The sequence below is a fragment of the Thermobacillus sp. genome, from assembly GCF_003390775.1.
Taxonomy (GTDB): domain Bacteria; phylum Bacillota; class Bacilli; order Paenibacillales; family Paenibacillaceae; genus Thermobacillus; species Thermobacillus xylanilyticus.
This window is the reverse complement of record NZ_QEWA01000033.1, coordinates 168,156-191,785: the sequence shown is the minus strand read 5'-3', so window position 1 is coordinate 191,785 and position 23,630 is coordinate 168,156. Positions and strand designations below refer to the sequence as shown.

The 23,630-nt window shown below is 63.3% G+C and carries 22 protein-coding genes; 14 read left to right on the top strand and 8 right to left on the bottom strand.

The genetic code is table 11. The features are described from left to right. The first annotated feature begins 1 nt into the window (after position 1). The 12 genes from panC (at position 2) to C6W55_RS06935 (ending at position 12,701) form a co-directional block, all read left to right on the top strand. Positions 2-898, top strand: a complete 897-nt coding sequence (gene panC / locus C6W55_RS06990; RefSeq protein ID WP_015254698.1) for a pantoate--beta-alanine ligase — start codon at positions 2-4, stop codon at positions 896-898. A gap of 7 nt (positions 899-905) precedes the next feature. After that, positions 906-1,289, top strand: a complete 384-nt coding sequence (gene panD / locus C6W55_RS06985) for an aspartate 1-decarboxylase (RefSeq protein WP_015254697.1) — start codon at positions 906-908, stop codon at positions 1,287-1,289. A 138-nt stretch (positions 1,290-1,427) separates the two neighbouring features. Beyond that, the gene (locus tag C6W55_RS06980; protein ID WP_015254696.1) at positions 1,428-2,204 is read left to right on the top strand and encodes a tetratricopeptide repeat protein; all 777 of its coding nucleotides are present in this window, start codon (positions 1,428-1,430) and stop codon (positions 2,202-2,204) included. A gap of 14 nt (positions 2,205-2,218) precedes the next feature. Further along, positions 2,219-5,092: an ATP-dependent DNA helicase DinG gene (dinG, locus tag C6W55_RS06975; RefSeq protein ID WP_015254695.1), complete on the top strand. Its 2,874-nt coding sequence runs from the start codon at positions 2,219-2,221 to the stop codon at positions 5,090-5,092. After that, positions 5,092-5,751, top strand: a complete 660-nt coding sequence (locus C6W55_RS06970; protein WP_015254694.1) for a redox-sensing transcriptional repressor Rex — start codon at positions 5,092-5,094, stop codon at positions 5,749-5,751. Before dinG ends, C6W55_RS06970 begins: the two co-directional genes overlap by 1 nt. Beyond that, the gene (locus C6W55_RS06965; RefSeq protein ID WP_015254693.1) at positions 5,729-7,036 is read left to right on the top strand and encodes an amidohydrolase; all 1,308 of its coding nucleotides are present in this window, start codon (positions 5,729-5,731) and stop codon (positions 7,034-7,036) included. The genes C6W55_RS06970 and C6W55_RS06965 overlap by 23 nt, the downstream gene beginning before the upstream one ends. Further along, on the top strand, positions 7,033-7,560 hold the full coding sequence (locus C6W55_RS06960; protein WP_015254692.1) for a cell wall elongation regulator TseB-like domain-containing protein: 528 nt from the start codon (positions 7,033-7,035) through the stop codon (positions 7,558-7,560). The genes C6W55_RS06965 and C6W55_RS06960 overlap by 4 nt, the downstream gene beginning before the upstream one ends. A 133-nt stretch (positions 7,561-7,693) precedes the next feature. Beyond that, the gene (locus C6W55_RS06955) at positions 7,694-8,230 is read left to right on the top strand and encodes a hypothetical protein (protein ID WP_015254691.1); all 537 of its coding nucleotides are present in this window, start codon (positions 7,694-7,696) and stop codon (positions 8,228-8,230) included. Beyond that, positions 8,223-9,722 (top strand): AAA family ATPase, encoded by a 1,500-nt coding sequence (locus C6W55_RS06950; protein ID WP_015254690.1) that lies wholly within the window; start codon positions 8,223-8,225, stop codon positions 9,720-9,722. Before C6W55_RS06955 ends, C6W55_RS06950 begins: the two co-directional genes overlap by 8 nt. A gap of 130 nt (positions 9,723-9,852) precedes the next feature. Beyond that, positions 9,853-10,725 carry a 3-hydroxyacyl-CoA dehydrogenase family protein gene (locus C6W55_RS06945; protein ID WP_015254689.1) on the top strand — a complete coding sequence of 291 codons (873 nt, stop codon included), beginning with the start codon at positions 9,853-9,855 and terminating at the stop codon, positions 10,723-10,725. Further along, complete coding sequence (locus C6W55_RS06940) at positions 10,722-11,960, top strand: acetate/propionate family kinase (RefSeq protein ID WP_286892063.1); 1,239 nt, start codon at positions 10,722-10,724, stop codon at positions 11,958-11,960. The genes C6W55_RS06945 and C6W55_RS06940 overlap by 4 nt, the downstream gene beginning before the upstream one ends. A 30-nt stretch (positions 11,961-11,990) precedes the next feature. Continuing rightward, positions 11,991-12,701: a DnaD domain protein gene (locus C6W55_RS06935; RefSeq protein ID WP_286892062.1), complete on the top strand. Its 711-nt coding sequence runs from the start codon at positions 11,991-11,993 to the stop codon at positions 12,699-12,701. Between the two features lie 50 nt (positions 12,702-12,751). On the opposite strand, the gene mtnB is transcribed toward C6W55_RS06935, so the two are convergent. The 8 genes from mtnB to C6W55_RS06895 form a co-directional block, all read right to left on the bottom strand. Beyond that, the gene (gene mtnB / locus C6W55_RS06930; RefSeq protein WP_286892061.1) at positions 12,752-13,414 is read right to left on the bottom strand and encodes a methylthioribulose 1-phosphate dehydratase; all 663 of its coding nucleotides are present in this window, start codon (positions 13,412-13,414) and stop codon (positions 12,752-12,754) included. Next, positions 13,411-14,079, bottom strand: coding sequence for a 2-hydroxy-3-keto-5-methylthiopentenyl-1-phosphate phosphatase (locus C6W55_RS06925; protein ID WP_286892060.1), 669 nt, complete (start codon positions 14,077-14,079; stop codon positions 13,411-13,413). Before C6W55_RS06925 ends, mtnB begins: the two co-directional genes overlap by 4 nt. Then, entirely contained in the window at positions 14,076-15,299 is a 1,224-nt protein-coding gene (locus tag C6W55_RS06920; RefSeq protein ID WP_286892059.1) for a 2,3-diketo-5-methylthiopentyl-1-phosphate enolase, read from the bottom strand. The genes C6W55_RS06925 and C6W55_RS06920 overlap by 4 nt, the downstream gene beginning before the upstream one ends. Continuing rightward, positions 15,296-16,180: a pyrroline-5-carboxylate reductase gene (gene proC, locus C6W55_RS06915; RefSeq protein ID WP_286892086.1), complete on the bottom strand. Its 885-nt coding sequence runs from the start codon at positions 16,178-16,180 to the stop codon at positions 15,296-15,298. Before proC ends, C6W55_RS06920 begins: the two co-directional genes overlap by 4 nt. Positions 16,181-16,197: 17 nt before the next feature. After that, entirely contained in the window at positions 16,198-17,460 is a 1,263-nt protein-coding gene (locus tag C6W55_RS06910; protein WP_286892058.1) for a glutamate-5-semialdehyde dehydrogenase, read from the bottom strand. Positions 17,461-17,518: 58 nt separating this feature from the next. After that, the gene (gene proB / locus C6W55_RS06905; RefSeq protein ID WP_286892057.1) at positions 17,519-18,622 is read right to left on the bottom strand and encodes a glutamate 5-kinase; all 1,104 of its coding nucleotides are present in this window, start codon (positions 18,620-18,622) and stop codon (positions 17,519-17,521) included. 392 nt (positions 18,623-19,014) lie between these two features. Beyond that, complete coding sequence (locus C6W55_RS06900; protein WP_015254680.1) at positions 19,015-20,208, bottom strand: pyridoxal phosphate-dependent aminotransferase; 1,194 nt, start codon at positions 20,206-20,208, stop codon at positions 19,015-19,017. A 431-nt stretch (positions 20,209-20,639) separates the two neighbouring features. Then, complete coding sequence (locus C6W55_RS06895) at positions 20,640-21,092, bottom strand: hypothetical protein (protein WP_286892056.1); 453 nt, start codon at positions 21,090-21,092, stop codon at positions 20,640-20,642. Between the two features lie 114 nt (positions 21,093-21,206). Between C6W55_RS06895 and C6W55_RS06890 the strand changes: the two genes are divergently transcribed. Both C6W55_RS06890 and C6W55_RS06885 read left to right on the top strand, forming a co-directional pair. Further along, positions 21,207-22,019, top strand: a complete 813-nt coding sequence (locus tag C6W55_RS06890; RefSeq protein WP_015254678.1) for a carbon-nitrogen family hydrolase — start codon at positions 21,207-21,209, stop codon at positions 22,017-22,019. Positions 22,020-22,181: 162 nt separating this feature from the next. After that, positions 22,182-23,606, top strand: a complete 1,425-nt coding sequence (locus C6W55_RS06885; RefSeq protein ID WP_286892055.1) for an arsenic transporter — start codon at positions 22,182-22,184, stop codon at positions 23,604-23,606. Positions 23,607-23,630: the final 24 nt, after the last annotated feature.

Below are 23,630 nucleotides of genomic sequence, written 5' to 3'. Positions count from 1 at the left end.
CATGCAAATCATCGAGACGATCGCCGAACTGCGCGCCCGGATTGCCGATTGGCGCCGGGAGAACCCCGACGGAACGGTCGGATTTGTGCCGACGATGGGCTATCTGCACGAAGGCCACGCCAGCCTGATCCGCCGTTCGGCGGTGGAGAACGGCCTGACCATCGTCAGCGTCTTCGTCAATCCGCTGCAGTTCGGCCCGAACGAAGATTTCGAGCGATACCCGCGCGACCCAGGCCGGGACAGGCAGGTGTCGGAAGCGGCGGGGGCTGATCTGTTGTTCATGCCGTCCGTGGCCGAAATGTATCCGCGTCCGACCGCGACGCGCGTCATGATCGCCGACCTGACGGACCGGCTGTGCGGGGCTTCGAGGCCCGGCCACTTCGACGGCGTCGGCACCGTCGTCAGCAAGCTGTTCCATATCGTCATGCCGGATAAGGCCTATTTCGGCCTGAAAGACGCGCAGCAGGTTGCCGTCATTGAACGGATGGTCGAAGACCTGAACTTCCCCGTCCGCATCGTGCCGTGCGAAACGGTGCGGGAACCGGACGGACTTGCGCTCAGTTCCCGAAACGTCTATCTGAACGCGGAAGAGCGGCGCCAGGCCGTCGTTCTGTACGAAACGCTCAAGATGGCGGAGGAAAAGTTCTTCGAACCCGGCATGACACCCGGCGAACTGAAAGCGGCGATGCACGCGCACCTCAAGCGCGCGCCGCTTGCCGAGACGGATTATGCGGAAGTGCTCACCTGGCCGCATCTGGAATCTCCGGCGGACATCCCGTTCGTTCAAATGCCGCCGGGCAGCCGGTTCATTGCGGCGCTGGCCGTCAAATTCGGCCGGACGCGGCTCATCGACAACCGGCTGCTTGCAACGGGGCCAGCGCCGGCGGGAAAGGAGTGAGGATACCATGATGCGGAACATGATGAAGTCGAAAATCCACCGCGCGACCGTAACGGAAGCGAACCTGAACTATGTGGGCAGCATCACGATCGACGAAGAGCTGATGAAAGCCGCCGACCTGTGGGAGAACGAAAAGGTTCAGGTGGTCAATATCAACAACGGCGCCCGGCTGGAGACGTATGTCATTCCCGGTCCGCGCGGTTCGGGCGTCATTTGCCTGAACGGCGCCGCCGCCCGCCACGCCCAGCCCGGCGACAAAGTCATCATTATCTCTTATGCGCTGATGACCGAAGAAGAAGCCCGTGAATATCGGCCGCGGATCGTCCTTATGGATGAACAGAACCGGCCGGCCGGCATGGCGGGCAAGGAAGAGCATGCAACGATCCTGTAATCCGCCAGCCCGGCCGTAATCCGGCTTCAGGTGCGGGATATAACGCCAATCCCGCGGTATAGATCCCCCTCGCTTCAGCGCAGAATGAGCATACCGGCGGACCGCGCCGGAAGGCTCAAGGCGAAGGGGGCGGCGAGGGTGGTCAGGCAATGGTTCAAAGTCATGAATGACATGCTCGACGAAATGCTGACGCGCTATCCCGCCGCGGATGCGGCGCAGCGCGGATTGATCGAAGCGCAGCTGCGCAAGATCCAGGACATGAGCGACATGATCGTCGACGGCTGGCTGCGGGTGGAGGAGAAGCTGGCGAGGCTGCGGGAGATGACGTCGCCCGGCGAACCGGACGGCAGCAAGCACTCGCTGGCCGCGGCGGCGCCGGCGCACGGGGAGATCGGACATGCCGCGCCGGCAGCCTCGACGGAGGCGGCAGCCGGCCAGGGGCTCGGGACGGCCGAACTGTTCCCGCCGGCATCCGCGGAAACCGGTACGCCGCAAGCGGCGAGGGAAGAAGCGGAACGCCATCTCACCGCCGGGCAGGGTTACTACGATCTGGCCATGTACAAAGACGCGGCCGCATCGTTCAGCCGGGCGGTCGAGCTCTGTCCCGAATCGCTGGCGGCACGCATGTTCCTGGCGATATCCTACATGCACCTCCGCGAATGGGAGAATGCCGAGCGCCACTTCCTGTTCATCGTCCGCACGGCGTCGCAGCCGAAGCTGAAAGCGCTCGGGCTGAACGCGCTCGGCTGCATTCAGGCCGTCACGGCGAATCTGGAGCAGGCGGTCCAATATTTCAAGCAAGCCTGCGAAGCGGATCCCGCCTTCACCGGCGCCGCGCGCAATCTGGCAAACTGCAGATCGAACGCGGGACCATTGACGCTGTATTTCGGCAATTCCGAGTTCGGCTGCACGTGAGGAGAACGTACCGGATGAAATTTGCTGTCCTCGATCTGGAAACAACCGGAAATCATAGCGCCGAAGATGACATCATTCAAATCGGCATCGTGCTGCTCGATGATGAATGCGGCGTGACCGGGAGTTATGCGTCCTATGTGCGCCCGAGAGTCCCGGTCCCCGCATCTATCACCGAGCTTACGGGCATTACGGATGAAGTCGTGCGTGAAGCGCCCGAACCGGAAGATGTGCTGCTCGAGGTCATTCCGCTGCTGAGTGACGCGGTGCTGGTGGCGCACAACGCCGGATTTGACGTCGGTTTCCTTAACCAGGCGCTGGACCGGTGCGGCTACATGCCGTTCACGGGAAGGGTGCTCGACACGCTGCAGCTGCTGCGCATGCTGTATCCGACCCAGCCGTCCTACCAGCTGGGCGCCGTATCCGAAGCGCTCGGCATCGAGCATGAGCGCCATCATCAGGCCGACAGCGATGCGATGGCGACTGCCCTTCTCTTCAAGACCTGCATGGACAAACTGCGCAATTTACCGCTGCTGACGCTGGAGCGGCTGGCCGCGCAGCTTGGCGATGGCGACGATCTCGGCTGGATTGTGCACGATGCGCTTCAGCGCAGGCAGCGTCTGAACGCCGCCGATCCGAACGGCTACCGTTACTATCGCCAGTTCGCGCTCAAGGTCGGCGAATGGACGGACGAAGAACCGCCGCGCCATGATGACCCGAAGTCGGCCGAACGGCTGCGGGAGCTCGATTTCGAGACGTTTCTGGAAGAGACGCTGGCCCGGTTGAAGGAACATGTTCCGGGATACGAACCGCGCGAGGCGCAGGTGCGCATGTTCCGCGAAGTGTACGACGCGCTGGAATCCGGCCGCCATCTGATGATCGAGGCCGGCACGGGCACGGGCAAGTCGCTCGGCTACCTCATTCCGGCTCTCTTCTATGGTATCCGCCATGACGAGAAAATAGTCGTGAGCACCCATACGATCAACCTGCAGGAACAGATCCGCGAGCGGGATGTGCCGTTGCTTGCCAAGGTGCTGCCGCTGCCGTTCAAGGCGTCCGTCTTCAAAGGCCGCGGCAACTACCTGTGCCTGCGCAAGTTTGAGAGCAAAATCGCGGCGCGTGATTACATCGCGCCCGCGGACGACCGGCTGACGACGGCGCAGATGCTGGTCTGGCTCGGCGAGACGGAGCACGGCGACCAGGAAGAGCTGAACTTCGGCGGCCGGGGCGCCGAATATTGGCACACCGTCGCCAGCGACGCCGACTCTTGCCTGAGCCGCTCCTGCCCATGGTTCAAGCACTGCTTCTATCACCGGGCGAAGCAGGAAGCCGTCCATGCGGACCTGGTCATCACAAACCATTCGTTGCTGTTCACCGACATCCGCGCCGAATACCGGCTGCTGCCCGCATATGACCACCTCATCGTCGATGAAGCCCATCATTTGGATGACGCCGCCGGCAAACATCTCGGCACGCAGCTCTCCTACAACAGCGGCATGCATCCGCTGACGCGGCTGAGCAAGGATGCCCGCTCGGGGCTGATCTTCCAGCTCAGGCAGAAGATCGCGTCCACCGGCCATGCGCGCGCGGAAGCGTGGATCGAAACGATCGAGAAGGCCGTCCCGGTGTTCGGCGAGCTGCGCATCCACTGGGACGAGCTGTTCGAACTGCTGTACCGGCTGGCGCAGCCGGAGCCCGACGCCGACGGCGGGCAGGGCGTCCTGCGGCTCAGGGCCGATAAGCCGCCGTCCGAATGGGAAGCGGTGCGGACGGCCGAAGCGAACGTGTTCGCCTCCTTGAACGAGATTATCCGCACGTTCGACAAGCTGCTCGCGGAAATCAAGGAACATTGCGACGACGCCGAGGTCGAAGCGGTGGCCGTCGACACCGCGGGCCGGGTGAAGGATCTGGCGCGCGTCCGCGACGATCTGCACGGTTTCGTCAAGCTGGAGGAAGGCGGGACCGTTTACTGGCTGGAGGCAAACGCGTTCTCCAAGTCGCGGTCGGTGCATCTTTATGCCGTGCCCGCCGATGTCAGCGGACTGCTCAAACAATACTTCTTCGATTCGAAGCGGAGTGTCATCCTGACCTCGGCCACGCTCAGCGTGCACAAATCGTTCGAGTACGCGACCGAACAACTCGGGCTGTCCGGATTCGAAGCGGACGGACGGCTCGCGACCGTCCAGCTGCCGTCGCCGTTCAATTACCGCGACCAGGCGCTGGTCGTCATCCCGCGCAACCTCCCGCCGATCAAGGGGGCGTCGGCGGATCCGGCGTTCCTTGCCGCGCTCGTCGAATCGCTGGCCGACGTGGCGCGCGAGACATCAGGCAGGATGCTCGTCCTGTTCACGTCCTACCGGATGCTGAAGCAGGTGTATGAGCCGCTGAAAGAGCGGCTTGCCGAAGCGGGAATCGCCGTCATCGGCCAGGGCATCGACGGCGGCGGCAGGACGAAGCTTGTCCGCCGGTTCCGGCAGCAGCAGGCCTCGGTGCTGCTCGGCACGAGCAGTTTCTGGGAAGGCGTCGATCTGCCGGGCGACGCGCTGACATGTCTCGCCATCGTTCGGCTGCCGTTTACGCCGCCGAACCATCCGCTGCTCGAAGCGAAATCGGAACAGCTGGCGGCGGAGAAGAAGAACCCGTTCATGAAACTGTCGATTCCGCAGGCGGTCATCCGCTTCAAGCAAGGCTTCGGCCGCCTCGTCCGCACGGCGAAGGACAAGGGAATCGTCATCCTGTACGACACGCGCGTCATTGAAACGAGCTACGGCAAATATTTTCTGTACTCGCTGCCGGGCCCCAAGATCGAGACGATGCACATCGAACAGATTGTGCCGCGCATTCGGGAGTGGCTGAGTGAAACCGGGACGACGCAGGGAGGATCCGCGTGATGAAGCAGCAGACGAAAATATCCGAGGCGGTCGTGCGCAGACTGCCGCTCTATCTTCAGGCGCTCAACGAGCTTTCGCGCGGCGAGGTGCAGACCGTCTCGTCGCAGGCGCTCGGCCGCAAGCTCGACCTCAACCCCGCGCAGATCCGCAAGGATCTGGCGTACTTCGGCGAATTCGGCCGCAAGGGCATCGGCTACGACGTCTCCTACCTGATCAGCAAGATCCGGCACATCCTGAAACTGGACAGGGGAATCAATGTCGCGCTGGTCGGCGCGGGCAATCTTGGCCAGGCGCTCTGCAACTACAACCGGTACAGCCGCGACAACATGAAGATCGTCGCAGTGTTCGACGACCATCCCGACAAGATCGGAATGCAGATCAACACGATGCGTGTGCAGCCGATGGAGGAACTGAAGGCGACGGTCGAAGCGCTGCAAATCCGGATCGGCATCATCACCGTGCCGTCCGCGGCGGCGCAGAAAGTGGCCGACCAGCTGGCGGACGCCGGCATCGAAGGCATTCTGAATTTCGCGCCGGCCATTCTGAAAGTGCCGCCGTCCGTGCGGGTTCATCACGCCGATTTTACGACCGAACTGCTCAGCCTTGCTTATTATTTGGAAAAGGATGCGGATCACGATGACGACAAAGTGGTGGATTGAGGGCGGCACGTTTCTGACCATGGACGACGGCCAGCCGATTGTAAACGGCCATCTGGTCGTGGAAGGCAGCCGGATCGTCTATCTTGCCGAAGCGCATCCCGGCGCGCTGGCCGACGGGGCGGAAAGGATCAGCGGCAGCGGCCTGCTCTTCATGCCGGGGCTGATCAACACGCACGGCCACGCAGCCATGACGCTGCTTCGCGGGTATGCCGACGACATGGTGCTGCAGGACTGGCTGCAGAACAAGATCTGGCCGCTCGAGGCGCGCTTCACGGCGGAAGATGTGCGCGCCGGCGCGGCGCTTGCGGCCGTCGAGATGCTGAAGCGCGGGACGACGGCGTTCGTCGACATGTACGATCATATGGATGAAGTGGCGCAGGTTGTCGAGCAGGCGGGCCTCCGGGGCGTGCTGGCCCGGGGCGTCATCGGCCTGTGCTCCGAGGCGGAGCAGCGCGCCAAGCTCGAGGACGCGATCCGGTTCGCGCGGGATTGGCACGGCAAGGCGGACGGCCGCATCCGCGTCATGATGTCGCCTCACGCGCCCTACACTTGTCCGCCGGCGTTCATCGAGCAATTCGTGCAGGCCGCGCACGATCTCGATCTGCCGATGCACACCCATATGTCGGAGACGGCCGCGGAGGTGGAGCAGAACGTGCGCGATTACGGCGTCCGGCCGGTCGAGCATCTTGACCGGCTCGGCATGTTCAGCCGGCCGACGCTTGTGGCGCATGCCGTCCATCTGAACGATGACGAGATCGCGCTGCTCGCCGAACGGGGCGTTGCCGTCTCCCACAACCCGGCGAGCAATCTGAAGCTTGCCAGCGGCGTCGCGCGGGTGCCGGACATGCTCCGCGCGGGCGTGACCGTGTCGCTCGGCACGGACGGCGCGGCGAGCAACAACAACCTTGACGTTTTCGACGAAATACGGCTCGCGGCGCTCATTCACAAGGGCGTATCCGGCGATCCGACGGCGGTGCCCGCTTATGAAGCACTCAAGCTCGGAACGGTGTACGGGGCGAAGGCCATCTGGCAGTCGGACGAGATCGGGAGCCTCAAGCCCGGCATGCGGGCGGACATTGTGGCCCTCGACATCGACCAGCCGCACTATTATCCGCGGACCGATCTGATCTCCCATCTGGTCTACGCGGGCAACGGCAGAGACGTGAAACACGTCTGGGTCGACGGCGTGCAAGTCGTGAGGAATCGGACCTGCACGCGGCTGGACGAAGAACGGATCGCCGCGGAAGCGGCCGCCCGCTTCGAAAGGCTGAGCTCGGCGACATGAGGCGCCGGCAATCCGATATTCGCTTCATGACGCCGAAGCGTTGGGCTGTCATCATCCTGCTCGGGATCGGTCTGGTGCTGATGCTGCTCAATCTGTATTTTCAGTGGGCCCGAAGCGACTATGTTCGGGAAGAGCGCGATGCGATCCGGCGGGTGAAGGCGGAAGCCGGCCTGACGAAAGTCGAATCGGCGGTCAAATTTGTATGGGACGACATCGTCTGGATTATCCGCGGCGAGCGGGAAGACGGGGCCGATCTGTATGTATGGGCGTTCGCGGACAGGATCGAGAGTGTCCATGGGGAAGAGGCTTATGATGTTGAGCGGCTGCGGCAAGACGTGCTTCGTGCATTTCCGGATGCGTCCATCATCCGCATCCGTCCGGGGTACGCCGAAGGCCGGCGGATCTGGGAAGTTTATTACAGCAGGGAAGAAAGTGACGTCAAGCGTCACTACTATGGATTTTATGCCTTTGAAGACGGCCGTCCGATCGAGACCTACCGGCTGCCCGCGCGTTCATCCGGTTGACCTCCGGGGAGCGTCCGCCGCGCCTGAACTGGCGCAGGCGGGCGCTCCTTGCCTGTTATTGCCGGCCCATTCGATGTTCCGCGTATGTTATACTCTATTACATACGGCATCGCATGGGAAGGAGGCAACTGAGATGACGCACATACGCATAGTCCCTGTGTTGCTGACGGCGCTGTTGACAGGCGCCGTGTTGTTCGGCGGCTGGTTCGGCTACCGCCATTTCGCAGTCGAACAACCGCTGGCCGTGACGTTCGCCGGCATCGAAGGCGTGACGGCTTATGATCCGATTGTGACTGACGATCGCGTGACGGTGGAAATCACGCTTGACGGAACGGTCAATCTTGCGGAAGTCTATCGGAACATCCGGGAGCAGGCGGGAAGCTCCCTCGGCGGACGCGAGCTCGATCTGGTCATCCGCCAGGAGCGGAACGAGAAGCTGGAGAAGATCTGGTCATCGGCGCTTTTCACGATCGCGCAGGCGATGGAAAACCGCCGATACGCCGACATTCCGGAAGCCGCCCGCAAGCTTGAAGCCGCACACTCCGGGCTTTCCGTAGAGACGGAGATGGACGAATATAATGTTTATCTTACGCTGAAGCTGGACGGCGCGGTCAAGTATGTCGTGCTTCCCCGCCAGCCTGCCGTGCTGGGGGTGTGGCCGAATGCTTAAATACTGGAAAGAGATGCTGATCGGCTTCACACCGGTTCTGCTGCTGTTTCTGTACTTCATCGGCGTCAATGTCGTGCCGATCTTGCTGGCGGCGGCCGTCATCGGCGTTCTGTTCTATGTCGCCCGGTCGCGCGGCCAGCTGACCGCGCTGAGCGGCGGAAGGCAGGCCGCGAGGAAACGGCCGTCCATGCTGTCGTTCGATGAAATCGGCGGCCAGGAACGGGCCAAGCAGGAGCTGATGGAGGCGCTCGAATTCCTGATCCGGCCGGATGAGATCGCGCGCTTCGGCATTCGTCCGCTGAAGGGCATTCTGCTCACCGGCCCTCCGGGCACCGGCAAGACGCTGCTCGCCAAGGCGGCGGCCCACCACACGGATTCGGTCTTCGTCGCGGCTTCGGGCAGCGAATTCGTCGAGATGTACGTCGGCGTCGGCGCGAGCCGGATCCGCGATCTGTTCCGCGAAGCGCGCCAGAAGGCGCAGAAGACGGGCAAGAACAGCGCCGTCATTTTCATCGACGAGATCGATGTCATCGGCGGCAGGCGCGACGGCGGACAGCATCGCGAATACGACCAGACGCTCAATCAGCTGCTGACCGAGATGGACGGCATCCAGACGAACGAGTCCCCCCGCATTCTGTTGATCGCCGCTACGAACCGCAAGGACACGCTCGACAGCGCGCTGCTGCGCCCGGGACGATTCGACCGGCACATCGCGGTCGATCTTCCGGACAAGAAAGGACGCAAGCATATTCTGTCCATCCATGCCGCCGGCAAGCCGCTCGGCAAGACGGCCGACCTGGACAAAGTCGCCGAAGAGACGTTCGGCTTCTCGGGCGCCCAGCTCGAGAGCGTCCTGAACGAAGCGGCCATTTACGCGATGCGCGAAGAATCCGAGTGTATTGAGATGCATCATCTGACAATGGCGATCGACAAGGTGATGATGGGCGAGAAAACGGACCGCGAGGCGACGAAGGAAGAGCGGGAGCGGGTGGCGCTCCACGAACTGGGCCATGCGATCATGGCCGAGATCGTCCGCCCGGGCAGCGTCTCGACGGTCGCGCTGTCGCCGCGCGGCCAGGCGCTCGGCTACGTGCGCCACAATCCGCAGCAGGACCGCTACCTGTACACGACGGAATATCTCGAAGGCCAGATCATGGTCGCGCTTGCGGGCGCGGCCGCGGAGGAACTGTTCTACGGCGGCCGCAGCACCGGATCGCGCGGTGATTTCGAGCAGGCGATGAACATCGTGCGCACGATGGCCGAGTCCGGACTCACCGAGCTGGGCATCGTCGATCCCGGCATGCTGACGCCCGAGACGTTCTCCCGCGTGGCGCGGGATTTGCTCGACCGGCTGATGGAGAAGACGAAGGTGTGCCTCGCGGAACGGCGGGACGTGTTCGAGCGTTCGCTCGAGCTGCTCATGCGCGAAGAGACGCTGAGCGGGGACGTATTCCGCGAGTTTCTGCACGGTTCCATGCGCGCCGGCGCGTGAGATGGAAGTGTGCGTGATTCTGACGGTTGTGTGAACGATGGAAGGTGTCTGCCCGGACGCCTTCTTTTTTGTGAGCGGCATACGGTATAATGGTAGAGAGTCGCACTACCAGATAAAGCAGGTGATCGGCTTGACGATTCGCAAAGTCGGCGTTGTCGGCGCGGGAACGATGGGACAGGGCATCTCGGAGATGCTCGCGTTCAAGGGACTGGACGTGCTGCTGACCGACCGGTCGGAGCAGCAACTGAACCACGGCCTGCGCCAGATCGAACAGAGTCTGGATAAGCAGATTGAGAAATGGGCCTTGACGAAGGCCGAGAAGAAACTGATTCTCGGGCGGATCCGCCCGGTCGGATCGCTCGAAGAGATGGCCGATTGCGACATGGTCATCGAAACGATCTCGGAAGATCTGAATCTGAAGAAGCAGGTGTTCGCGGAGCTCGACCGGGTGTGCGGACCGGACATCATCCTCGCGAGCAATACGTCGACGCTCAGTTTGACGGAACTTGCCGGCGCGACGATGCACCCGGAGCGAGTCATCGGCTTGCATTTCATTTATCCCGCCTTCAAGGTGGACGTCGTCGAACTGATCCGCGGCCTGAAGACGTCCGACGAGACGTTCGAGACGGTGAGACGGTTCGTCGAAGATACGCTGAACAAGCAGGGGATCATGGTCTACGAGTCCCCGGGATTCGTGACGTCCCGCCTCATCTGTCTGTTCATCAACGAAGCGGCGAATCTTCTCCAGGAAGGCGTCGCGACGGCGGAGGACATCGACCGCGCGATGCGGATCGGCTATTCGTTCAAGCACGGCCCGTTCGAGATGGCGGACCGTTTCGGCCTCGATTCGGTCGTGGCGGCGCTGGAACAGATGTTCAGGGAATACGGCGAGCTCAAGTATCGCCCGTCCGTCGTGCTGAAGAAGATGGTCCGCGCCGGGCAGCTCGGTGTGAAAACAGGTGAAGGATTCTTCAAGTACGATGAGGACGGGGATCGGATATGAAAATATTGGTCATCAACGCGGGCAGTTCGTCGATCAAATATCAGCTCTACAACATGAAGGACGAGTCGGTGCTGGCGAGCGGCCGCGTCGAGCGGATCGGCACGGAGTCGGCAATCGTGACGCATGAGCCGGCCGGCAAGCCGGGCGTCCGCGAAGTGAGCGAAATTCTCGACCACGTGACGGCCGTCCGGCGCGTCCTCGATCTGCTCCTGCACCGGGAGCACGGCGTCGTCGCCTCGATCGCCGAGATCGAGGCGGTCGGCCACCGGGTCGTGCACGGCGGGGAGACGTTCAAGGCGTCGGTGCTCGTCGACGACGAAGTGAAGCGGCGCATCCGCGATCTGTTCGACCTGGCACCGCTGCACAATCCGGCCGCGATGATGGGCATCAACGCCGTCGAGCAGAACATGCCGAACATGCCGCAGGCCGTCGTGTTCGATACGGCGTTCCACCAGACGATGCCGCGCCACGCCTATCTGTATCCGATTCCGATGGCGCTTTACAGGCGGCACAAGATCCGCCGTTACGGTTTCCACGGCACTTCGCATTTCTATGTGAGCGAACGGGCGGCCGAGATGATCGGAAAGCCGATCTCCGAATTGAAAATGATCACCTGCCACATCGGCAACGGCGCGAGCTGCGCCGCGATTCTGGGCGGGAAATCGGTCGATACGAGCATGGGGCTTACGCCGCTTGAAGGGTTGATGATGGGCACGAGAAGCGGCGACATCGACCCGGCGGTCGTACCGTTCGTCATGAGCAAGGAAGAGCTGACGCTCAGCGAAGTGAACTCGATGCTGAACAAGCATTCCGGAATGCTGGCGATCTCCGGCTTCAGCGGAGATATGCGCGAAATCGTCGAAGCGATGGAAGACGGGGACCGGAACGCGAAGCTCGCGTTCGACATGTTCTGTTACCGATTGCGCAAGTATGTCGGCGCTTATGCCGCGGTGATGAACGGGCTGGACGCGATCGTCTTCACTGCCGGCATCGGCGAGAATTCGACGCATGTCCGCAAGGCGGTATGCGAAGGCCTGACGTTCCTGGGCCTGCAGCTTGACGAAGCGGCGAATCAGCAGCGTTCGAAGGATGCGCGCTTCATCTCGACGCCGGATTCGCGCGTGAAAGTGCTCGTCGTGCCGACGAACGAGGAATTGATCATCGCGCGCGACACGTTCCGCCTCGTGTCGGAGCAGAAACAAGCCGGCGCTTCGCTGGTCACCCGCGGCCAATAAGCCCGGGCGGCGGCAGGAAGGAGGAAGCGGATGACGGATTTCGGGCGGGACGCGCATGCGGGAAGCGCCGCCGAACTACTTGCGGACGGCGGCGTATTTGTGCCGCAGTTCGTGCTTCGCACTTATCGCGCGCTCGGACTCACGGACGCGGAATTCATGTTGCTGCTGCAGATTGCCGGTTTCCGGCATGCGGAGGGCAACGCGTTCCCGACGCCGGACGAGATCGGCGAACGGATGGGGATCGGCGAAGGCAAAGTCGCCGAACTGATCGGCGGTCTGATCCGCCGCGGGTTCCTGGAGATCGACGAACGGATCGATCCGGAGACGGGCGTCATTTCGGAGGCGTACCGCTGGACCGGCTGGTACGAACGGGCCGCGGCTTCGGCCGTGAAGGATCGCGCCGCACCGGCGGCCGGGGGGGCCGGCTCCGCCGTTTCGCGTCCTCCCGCTGATCGAAGGGGAGAGGCGCCCGAACAGCCTCCGAGCCTGTTTGCCGTGTTCGAGCAGGAATTCGGACGGCCGCTGTCGCCGATGGAGCTGGAGACGATCTCGGCCTGGCTGGACCAGGACCGCTATCCCGAAGAGCTGATCCGCGTCGCGCTGAAGGAGGCGGTGTTCGCGGGGAAGCTGAGTTTCCGCTACATCGACCGCATTTTGCTGGAATGGAGCCGGAACCGGATCACAAGCGCGGAGGAAGCGCGGCTGCGCGCGCGGCAGTTCCGCGGACGAACGCAAGGGTGAGACGCAACAAAGCCCGGATATCACATGGTGGTGATGTCCGGGCTTTGCATTTATCGCCGGCTGCCCTGGAGCAGTTCCCAACGATAAACGTACTCGAACAGAAACTCGAACGCTTCGAGATGTTTCTTCGCTTCCTGCACATCCCGCCCCCAGGCGTAAATGCCGTGCTTGCGCAACAGGATGCCGGGGATGCGCGGATCGAGCCGATCCGTCACCTCGGGCACGATACGGGGAATGTCGGCGTAGTTCGGCACGATCGGAATGTCGATCGATGCTTCCTCATCCCAGATGTTGAACGCCTTGATCAGCTCGACGCCGTGCACCGGCACCGCGCGCCGCTCCCAGAACCATTCCGAGACGACGTTGTTGTACACGGTATGGACGTGGGCGATGGCGCCGCATCCCGTAAGCCGGTAAATCTCGCAATGGATGAGCGTCTCGGCAGACGGCTTCAGCCCCGTGGCCTCGGCCGGCTTGCCGTCCTGGTCGACGAACAGGAAATCTTCCGGCGTCGAGCGGGACTTGTCCTTGCCGCTGGCCGTGATGGCAAAGTGGAACTGCTCCGGCCGGTATTCGCCGACGCGCACGGACAGGTTGCCGCTCGTGCCCGCGAACAGGCCGCGGGAGGCGAGCGTCGCCTTCAGTTCCCCGAGTTCGGAGAGGGCGCGCTGCTTCTCTTCGGTTGTGAGGCTCAAGAATGCGTTGCCGCTCATGATTCCACCCTTTCTTCGAGCGCGTCAATGACGTCGTAGAACGTTTCGAACGGCGTGAAGGGCACGCCGAGCGCTTTGCATTTTTCCGTCAGATGCGACCTCGCGAACACGACGTCGGCCAGTTTCGCCGCCTCGAAATCGGTCACGCTGTCGCCGATCACGATCCGCTCGCATCGCTCGGGCGGGAAGCGGCGCATGATCGTCGTCTTGCACATGCCGCAGTCGTTCGTGCACGGCGGCTCGCACGGATGCGGCCACGTAATTTCGACGCGCTCGCCCGAGAAATCGCTGCCGTTGCAGAAGATACGGTCGCGCGGGATGTCGAATCGGGCAAGGATCGGGTAGACGAAAAAGTCGATGCCGCCGCTCGTCACATAGAAATCGATGCCCTCGTACCTGCAGAAGCGGATCAGCTCCGCGAAGCCTTCGCGGATGACCGCATTGTTGACCGCATAATCGATGATCTCGTCCTTCTTCGATGTCGGCAGCAGCCGGAACATTTCGCCGACGCCCTTGCGGATCGATTTTCGCTCGGCGATGACGTCGTCCACAATCTGCTGCCAGCCGGGCGGGTCGAAATGGCGGATGATTGCGACGATGTTGTCGTTCATCGTGATGGTCCCGTCGAAGTCGCAGAAAATGATCCGTTCGTTCACCTGCGTCATTCCTTAATCCCCCATGCCTCGATTGCCGCCCGCAGTTCGTCGTGCCGCATAGCGGCTTCACGCAGATGCTCGCCGGCCAGGACGGCGTCGATTGCCTGCCGGAAGGCGCAGCCGCCGGCGGCCGTGCCGAGCGGATGGCCGTGAATGCCGCCCCCCGCGTTGACGACGACGTCGAGGCCGAAGTCCCGGTGAATGAGCGGCACGAGGCCGGGGTGAATGCCGGCCGACGGGACCGGGAAGCTCTTCCGGAGCGGCAGCCCGTCGCTTGTCAGCGCGTCTTTGATCGCCATGTTCTCCTCCTTCGGCATGACGACCGAGCCGTAGGGGGAGGGGAACAGGACAAGGTCGGCGCCGGCGAGCCGCATCAGCTTGCCAAGCAGAAGCGGCGCGGCGATGCCGTAATGCGGCGACGGATAGATGGCGCCGGAAACCGCGGGATGCGCGGCGATCGGCACGCGGATCTCCGGATCGCGGGCCAGCTCGGCGAGCGCGTCAAAACCGTAGGCGAGCACGTTGAAGAGCAGCGCGTTCGCGCCGGCTCTGATCGCCCGCTTGGCGTTCTCCGCGAGTTTGAACGTCGGACCGGTCAGGTTTACGGCGTACAGCAGCTCCTGGCCGGTTTCACGTTTCGCCTCGGCCGCCGCGGACATGCACGTCTCGACGCGCTTCTCAAGCGGCGTCAGCGGGTTCTCGAACAGAATCTCGTCGTCCTTGATCAGGTCGACGCCGCCGAGCGCCTGCTGGTAGAACTGCTCCCTCAGATTCGGGAGGTCGTGGCCGATGACCGATTTGAAGATGCTCATGAGAAGCGGACGATTGTAAGCCCCGAGCTGTTTCCGCACGCCCTCGATGCCGAACTTCGGTCCCGGGAAGGCGGACAGGAAGTCTTCCGAGAAATCGAGATTGATCAGCTTGATCCGTCCGTCCATCGACAGCTTGCCGAACACGGTGACGAGCAGCGCCGGAATGTCGCGGCTGAAATTGATGTCCGGATAGTCGATGACGATGTCGGCGTACCGTTCGCCGGTGGGCGACTCCGCCGCCGGCACCTCGGTGACGGAGACGACTTTGCCGAGGTGTTTCTCCATCTCGGCCTTGCGCGCTTCCGGCAGGTCGGTCCAGCTGCCGACGGTGAGACCGACGGCGATGCCTTGCGCTTTCTTGCCGAAATCGGCTTTCTCATCGTAACAACGGTAGGTTGCACGGCAATATCCGCTCATGACTCAATGCTCCTTTCCAGTTCCGCGCCCATCTCGCCGGCCCGTTCCGCCGCGCGGCGCATCGCTTGTCCGACCGCGCCGCGGAAATCAAGCCGCTCGAACGTCTCGATGGCCGCCTGCGTCGTGCCGCCGGGCGACGTTACCTTGCGGCGCAGCTCGGCCGGCTCCTCGCCGGTTTCGAGCACCATGCGCGCCGCGCCGAGCACGGTCTGCACGGTCAACGCCCGCGCCGTGTCTTCGGCGAGTCCGAGCGAGACGGCCGTATCGATCATCGCTTCCATCATGTAGTACAGGTAAGCGGGGCCGCTGCCCGACACTGCCGTTACGGCGTTGATCAGCGATTCGTCGACGACGCGCGCGATGCCGATTGCTCGGAACATGTTCAGCACAAGCTCCCGCTGCGCGTCTGATGCCGCATCGTTGAAACTGATGCCGGTTGCGCCGAGGCCGATCGTGCTCGACGTGTTCGGCATCGTGCGCGCGATCGGCAGCCGGCGTCCGATGAGCTGTTCGATGGCGGCGATGGACAGCCCGGCGATGACGGAGATCAGCAGCTGTCTGTCCCGAAGGACGGGGGAGAGGCGGCGCAGCGCATCCGCCGCGTCCTTCGGCTTCATGCACAGGAAGATGACGTCCGCTTCGCGGAGCGCCTGTTCCCGAGCCTTGTCGTCCGCGGCAGTGCCCACGCCGTACCGGGCGCGCAGTTCGTCGAGACGGGCCGCGTTCGCGCGATTGAACATGACAATGTCGGCCGGTTTCGCCAGCCCGGCGGAGATGAGGCCGCGCACGATCGCTTCGGCCATCGAACCGGCGCCGTAGAAGCAAAGTTTGCGTCCGATCGGGCCGTCTGCGGCTCCTTCTGCCTGGCAGTTCAGTGTCATCATCAGCTACTCCTTCGTCAGACCCGGATTTGGCCGTTGCCGCGGATTCGGTATTTCGTCGACGTCAGCGCCGGAAGTCCCATCGGACCGCGGGCGTGCAGCTTCTGCGTGCTGATGCCGATCTCGGCGCCGAAGCCGAACTCGAATCCGTCCGTGAACCGGGTGGACGCGTTGTGATAGACGGCCGCGGCGTCCACTTCCTGCAGGAACCGATCGGCGTTGAGACGGTCCTCGGTCACGATGCATTCGGAATGGCGCGTGCCGAACTTCCCGATATGGGCCAACGCTTCATCCAGACCGCCGACGATCCGCACGTTCAGGATGTAATCGTTGTATTCCGTCGCGTAGTCTTCCTCCGTCGCCGGCCGTGCGGCGGGGAAGAGGCGGCGCGTCTCCTCGCAGCCGCGCAGCTCGACATTGGCTTCGGCCAGCGGCTGAAGCAGACGTTCAAGATGATAGGCCGCGAAATTGCGGTGGACAAGCAGTGTCTCCATCGCGTTGCACACCGACGGGCGCTGCACCTTCGCGTTGAACGCGATGCGCGAAGCCATCTCCGGATCGGCGCTTTCGTCCACGAAGGTGTGGCAGATGCCGGCGCCCGTCTCGATGACCGGCACGGTCGCGTTCTCGACGACGTTGCGGATGAGCGAGGCGCCGCCGCGCGGGATGATGACGTCGAGCAGGCCGTTCAGCTTGAGCATCGCGTCGACCGACCGGCGGTCGGAGTCCTCGATCAGCTGCAGCGCGTCCGGCGGCACGTCAGTGCCGGCGAGCGCGCGGCGCAGCACGTCGACGATCCGGCGGTTCGAGTCGATCGCCGCCGATCCGCCGCGCAGCACGACGGCGTTGCCGGTCTTGAGGCAGAGCCCGGCCGCGTCGACGGTGACGTTCGGCCGCGCTTCGTAGATCATGCCGATGACGCCGAGCGGCACGCGCACCTGCTCGATGCGCAGCCCGTTCGGACGCTCGAATGTCTCGAGCACTTCGCCGACCGGATCGGGCAGCTCGACGATTTGCCGGAGCCCTTCGGCGATGCCGGCAATCCGGCTCTCATCGAGTTTCAACCTGTCGAGCAGGGAAGCGGAGGTGCCGCTCACCTTTCCACGCTCCAGGTCTTCCTTGTTCGCGGCGATGATGGCGTCCTGCTCGCGCACGAGCGCGTCGGCCATGGCGAGCAGCGCCTCGTTCTTCTGCGCCGTTGTCAGCCGGTTCATCTCCGGCAGCGCGGCGCGGGCCGCCAGCGCCTTCGCTTTCACTTCGAGAATCGTCGTTTGGCTCATCGTTTATCCCTCCATTGGGCAATCAGGTGTTGAAATGACGGTTGATCCGATTCCAGTTTCAGCGCGGGAACGATACCCATTCGTCCCGGTGAATGACTTCAATGCGGACGACGTCGACCCGTTTGCGCACTTCATCGGTGCTGAGGCCGGCGGCCGCCTGCACCTGCCACGAGGCGTAATTCACGACGCCGCGGCCGATCGGCAAGCCGTCCGTGTCGACGACTTCGACGACGTCGCCCGGGTGGAATTCGCCTTCAGCCCCGACGATGCCGGCGGGGAGCAGACTGCGGCCTTCGCTGACGAGCGCCCTGGCCGCGCCGGCGTCGACGGTGATACGGCCGTTCGGGGTCGAGTGAAAACCGATCCACTGTTTCTTCATGGACAAATTGTGCGAGTCGGTGTCGAAATACGTGCCCCGGCCCCTTCCTTCGACCGCCGCGAGGAGATCGCCGGGCTCGCTCGCTTTGCCGACGAACGCCTGGACGCCGCCGCGCATCGCGACGCGCGCCGCTTCGATCTTCGACCGCATGCCGCCGGTGCCGACGGAGCTGCCGGCTCCGCCCGCGATGGCCATGATCCGCTCGGAGATCTCGGTGACGCGTTCGATGCGCTCGGCCTCGGGGTTGCGGCGCGGGTCATCGGTGTACAGGCCGTCCGTGTCGGTCAGAATAATCAGCTGTTTCGCCCGGACGAGGTTGGCGACGAGCGCCGACAGGTTGTCATTGTCGCCGAATTTCAGTCCTTCCACCGTAACGGTGTCGTTCTCGTTGATGATCGGAATGACGCCCCGGCGCATCAGCTCTTCGAGCGCCATCAGCGCGTTGTGGATGCGCTGCCGGTTCGAGAAATCGTGCCGTGTGAGCAAAATTTGCGCAGCGACAATGCCGCTTTCGCCGAACGCTTCCTGGTAGGCCTGCATGAGCAGCGCCTGACCGACGGCCGCCGCCGCTTGTTTCTCGTGCAGCTGCTTCGGCCGGGCGGGGTAGCCGATCTTCCGGAATCCGGCGGCCACGGCGCCCGACGTAACGAGAAGCACTTGCCGCCCGGTGCGGTGCAGCGCGGCGAGTTCGCCGGCGAAGAAGTCGACGCGGGCCCGGTTCAGGCCGCCTTCATCGGATGTCAGGGAGCTTGAGCCGATCTTGACGACGATGCGTTCGCTCATCTCGATCCTTCCTTACGTGTTGTGCTGTCAGGCTCTCAAAAAGAAAAGACCTTCGCCCGTAAAGGACGAAAGTCTGCGCTTCCGCGGTACCACCTTTGTTGACGGCGCAAAGGTCGCCGTCCGACTTGAATCCTGATAACAGCAGGAAGCTGTCCGGCTCGTCGCCGGCCGTTCGGGGGTGGGTTCAGCACGGAGCGCGGCGGATTCTCGCAGCCAAGGCCCGCAGGCGGCATCCGCCCGCCGGAGCCTTCGATTCCGCTCTCTGAACGCGCCTGGAACATGCTTACTGGTCCCGTCATTACGCTTATCCTATCGGATTGTTTGCTATTACCTTATCACGAAAAGGCATCAGTGTAAAGTTGGCGCAAGCACCGGGGCCGTTCGTCCCGTTATCAGCCGAACAGCCCGAGGCGGCCGATTCGCGCCGCGGCTTCCTCCAGCCGCGCTTCGTCGGCGAGCAGCCCGAGCCGCACGTAGCCTTCGCCGGACCGGCCGAATCCGACGCCGGGGGCGAGGACGACGTCCGCCTGTTCGAAGACGAGGTCGGCGAACGATTCGGAGGAGTGCCCGGCGGGCACGGGCAGCCAGCAGAAGAACGAACCGCCCGGCTTCGAGGCCTTCCAGCCGATCCTGTCCAGGGCGCGGAACAGCGTGTCGCGCCGCCGCTCGTACATCGCCGACAGCTCGCGGACGGAATCCTGCGGTCCGGTCAGCGCGTAGGCCGCCGCTTCCTGGATGGCGCCGAACAGGCTGCAATAGTAATGATCCTGAATCAGATTGATCAGGCGGATGACATCGGCGTTGCCCAGCGCGAATCCGACGCGCCAGCCGGCCATGTTGTAGCTCTTCGAAAGCGTATAGAACTCGACGCCGACTTCTTTCGCGCCCGGTGTTTCGAGAAAGCTGACCGGACGCTTGCCGTCGAAGCCGATTGCACCGTAGGCGAAGTCGCTGGCGACGACGATGCCGTGCCGCGCGGCGAACTCGACCGTCTCGGCGTAGAAGGCGGCATCGGCGACGGCGCCCGTCGGATTGTTCGGATAGTTGATGAACATCAGCTTGGCGCGATTCAGATCTTCGGGCTTCAAGGCGCCGTAGTCGGGCAGAAAACCGTTCGACTCGGCGAGCGGCATGAACACCATTCGCGCGCCGGCCAGCGCCACGCCCGACCAATAGTCCGGATAGCCGGGATCCGGCACGAGGCAGACGTCGCCCGGATTGAGCAGGCACTGGCTGATCTCGACCAGTCCGGTCTTGCCGCCGAACAGAATGGCGACCTCCGTGTCCGGATCGAGCTTGACGCCGTAATCTTCCTCATACCGCTTGGCAACGGCTTCTTTCAGGAAGCGGTAGCCGCTGAACGGCGGGTATTTGTGATACAGCGGATTGTCGGCCGCAGCTTTGAGCCGGTCGACGATCGGCTGCGGCGTCGGCTGGTCCGGGTTGCCCTGCCCGAGATTGATGACGTCGTATCCTTCGGCCACGCGGGCCGCCGCCTTGGCGGACAAGTTGGCGAAAAATTGCGTCGGCAGCTCCTGTATCCGCGCCGCCGGTTCGACGCGGATGCGGGCGATCTGTCGCTTCATCCATGACCACTCCCGCTCGCTTCCGCGCCCGCCGGCCGACTGAAGCACCGGACGGGCGGCGGAAGGCATAATATCCTAATCTAGCACGGATTGACGGGGCTGTCGAGTGGTTGAGGATTATTTTTCTGTGTGAAGCGGTCGGAATACCCCGGAATAATTATTTTAGTCGGATAGTGAACAAGCTCGGCTAGTTAGAGGAAGATTCTTCGCTTAGCTAAGATGGGCCGACTGAACGGGGCGATAAAGGATCGACTGAACGAGAGTGATGAAGCCAACCGCACGGTGAGACGGTCCGGCCGATGGCTTCTGCCGACCACAGGCGAACGGCTGACAGGCGTTCGAGCCGCCCGTCAGCCGGTTGACCGGTCCGCAACCGGCCCTGGAATATGCCGGAGTCCGCGGCATCCGGCAGCCTGTGCGCAATCCGGCTATTACTTCGGAGCGCCCGGGGCGGCGATCTTGCGGAAGAACGGTCTCAAGTCGGCGTCGAAGTTCAGCAGGTACGGCCGGTTGCCCGAATCGAAAACGAGCAGCATCGGCTTCTCCCGTTCGCAATGGAACAGGAAGATGTCGCGGACGGTGATCGATGCACCGCCGATCCGCACCACGCCGGGCTCGGCAAGCGGCACCCGGTAGACGTAGCCGCATTCCTCGCCGGGCTGCAGCTTCGGCGACAGGCTGGTCACCGATTGCAGCCATTCGCGCGCCATCCGCTGGAATTCCTCGTCGTTCGCCACGGAATGGACGACTTTGCCGGCTTTCACGTCAAAGATTTGCACCGGTCTTGCGGGCAAACGCTCTGTCTTCCCGGCCGCGTGCAATCCGGCGGACGGCAGCAGGACAGTCGCCAGCGCAATTAGTGCGGCCAGCAGGGATCTCGGCATGGGATCAGCTCCTTGTCAGGGGTTGGGATGGATGTTGCCGTTAGTGTTGCCAACTTGACATGACGCCATGTCAGGGTAATATGAGAAGAACACGGCAAATCAGGAGGCGGAGCGATGGGACGGAAAATGCGGATTTCCCTCGTGCAGATGCACGTAGATGCGGGCAGCCCGGAGGCGAATTTCGGACGGGCGGCCGAACGGATGGAGCAGGCGGCGGCGGACAAGCCGGACTTGATCGTCCTGCCCGAAATGTGGAACACCGGCTATGCGCTGGAGGTAATCGGAACGATTGCCGATCCGGCAGGCGAGCGGACGAAGGCGTTCGCATCCGATTTCAGCCGCCGGCACGGCGTGAACGTGATTGCCGGTTCGATCGCGGAGCGCCGGGAGGACGGCGTCTACAACACGATCCGGATTTTCGGCAGGGACGGAGAGCCGGCCGGCGAATACGACAAAATCCATCTGTTCCGGCTGATGGACGAGGAGAAGCATCTGAGGCCCGGACAGCGGATCGGCCTTGCGGAAATCGACGGCGTGCGTGCGGGCGTCATGATCTGTTACGACATCCGCTTCCCCGAACTGGCGCGGACGCTTGCGCTTGCGGGCGCCAGACTGCTGGTCGTGCCGGCGGAATGGCCGCACCCCCGCCTGGAGCATTGGCGGACGCTGCTTCGGGCGCGGGCGATCGAAAATCAGATGTACGTCGCGGCTTGCAACCGGGTTGGGTCCAGCAACGGAACGGATTTCTCCGGCCATTCGATGATCATCGATCCGTGGGGTGAAATCGTCGCGGAAGCGGGCGAAGAGGAGACGATCCTGACGGCGGAAATCGACCTGGAACTGGTGGAGGACGTGCGCCGGCGCATTCCCGTTTTCGAAGACCGGAGGCCGGCGCTGTACAAACTCGATGCCGGGCAGCCGGTATAGGCGGCGAAGCCGCGCCAACAAGCCCTTTTCCTTGCCTGACCGGCGGGGAGAAGGGCTTTGAAATTCCCGTTGTGCGCGGACGGGGAGCTGTGCGATAATGATCAACGGATTTTCGCGAATCGGTGCGCATGGCCGGAAGACTGCGCGTGTGGGGGACGTCGATTGGCCGCGGTTGCATTGTCCATTTTCATAGTCACGATTGCGCTCATTATTTGGCAGCCCAGGGGACTTCCTGTCGGCTGGACCGCGTCGGGGGGCGCCTTGCTGGCGCTCGCCGCCGGGGTGGTCAACTTGAGGGATGTCGGCGACGTTGCCGGGATCGTCTGGAATGCGACGCTCGCCCTCGTGGCCGTCATGCTCATCTCGTCGGTGCTGGAGAAAGCCGGCTTCTTCGAATGGGCCGCGCTGCATATGGCGCGGCGGGCGCGCGGCGACGGGCTGCGCATGTTTCTGCTGATCATCGTGCTCGGCGCGGCCGTATCCGCGCTGTTCACGAACGACGGCGGCATTCTGATCATGACGCCGATCGTGCTTGCCATGGTCCGCGCGCTCGATTTCGACGCCCGGACGGTCGTGCCGTTCGTGATGGCGACCGGATTCATCGCGGACACGACTTCGCTGCCGCTCGTCATCAGCAATCTGGTCAACATCATTTCCGCCGACTTCTTCGGCATCGGGTTTGCCGCATACGCGAGCCGGATGATCGTGCCGAATCTGGTCTCCGCCACCGCCAGCCTGCTCGTCCTGTATCTGTATTTCCGGAAGAGCATCCCGGCCGGCTATGACTTGTCCCGGCTGAAGCATCCGAAGGAAGCGATCCGGGATCCGCGGATGTTCCGGTGGGCGTGGGCGGTGCTTGGCATTCTGCTGGTCTCCCTGTTCGCCGGCGAAGCGCTGAACATTCCCGTATCGGCCCTGGTCGGCGCCGCCGCTGTCCTGCTGCTCGCCATCGCGCGGCGAAGTCCGGTCATCAACACGAAGCAGATTGTCAGGGATGCGCCCTGGAGCATCGTCGTGTTCTCGATCGGGATGTACGTCGTCGTGTACGGTCTTCGGAACGCCGGACTGACCGACCTGCTGAGCCGCTTCATCGAACATGCCGCCGGATGGGGATGGTACGCGGCGACGATCGCGATGGGCCTGCTGGCGGCCGTGCTGTCTTCCGGCATGAACAATCTGCCGGCGGTCATGATCGGCGCGTTGGCCGTCTCCGGCACGGAGACCGGGGGCTTCATCCGCGAAGCGCTCATCTACGCGAATGTGATCGGCTCGGATCTGGGACCGAAAATGACGCCGATCGGCTCGCTCGCCACGCTGCTGTGGCTGCACGTGCTGTCCGCGAAGCAGGTGAAGATCGGGTGGGGGGATTATGTCAAAGCCGGCGTCATCCTGACCGTGCCGACGCTGCTTGCGACGCTGTCCGGTCTGGCCGCATGGCTGTATGCGCTCCACGAACTCCGTTGGAACGCCTGGCTCGCGATCGCGCTCATCGCCGCGGCGTTCGCCGTCATCGCGCTGGTTCGCAGCGTCGTAAAAGCGGCGAAGCTGCATCGGCACAAGCGGGGGCCTGCCGTATCCGGCCGCTGAGATTTCCGGCCGGCGGGGAAGCCC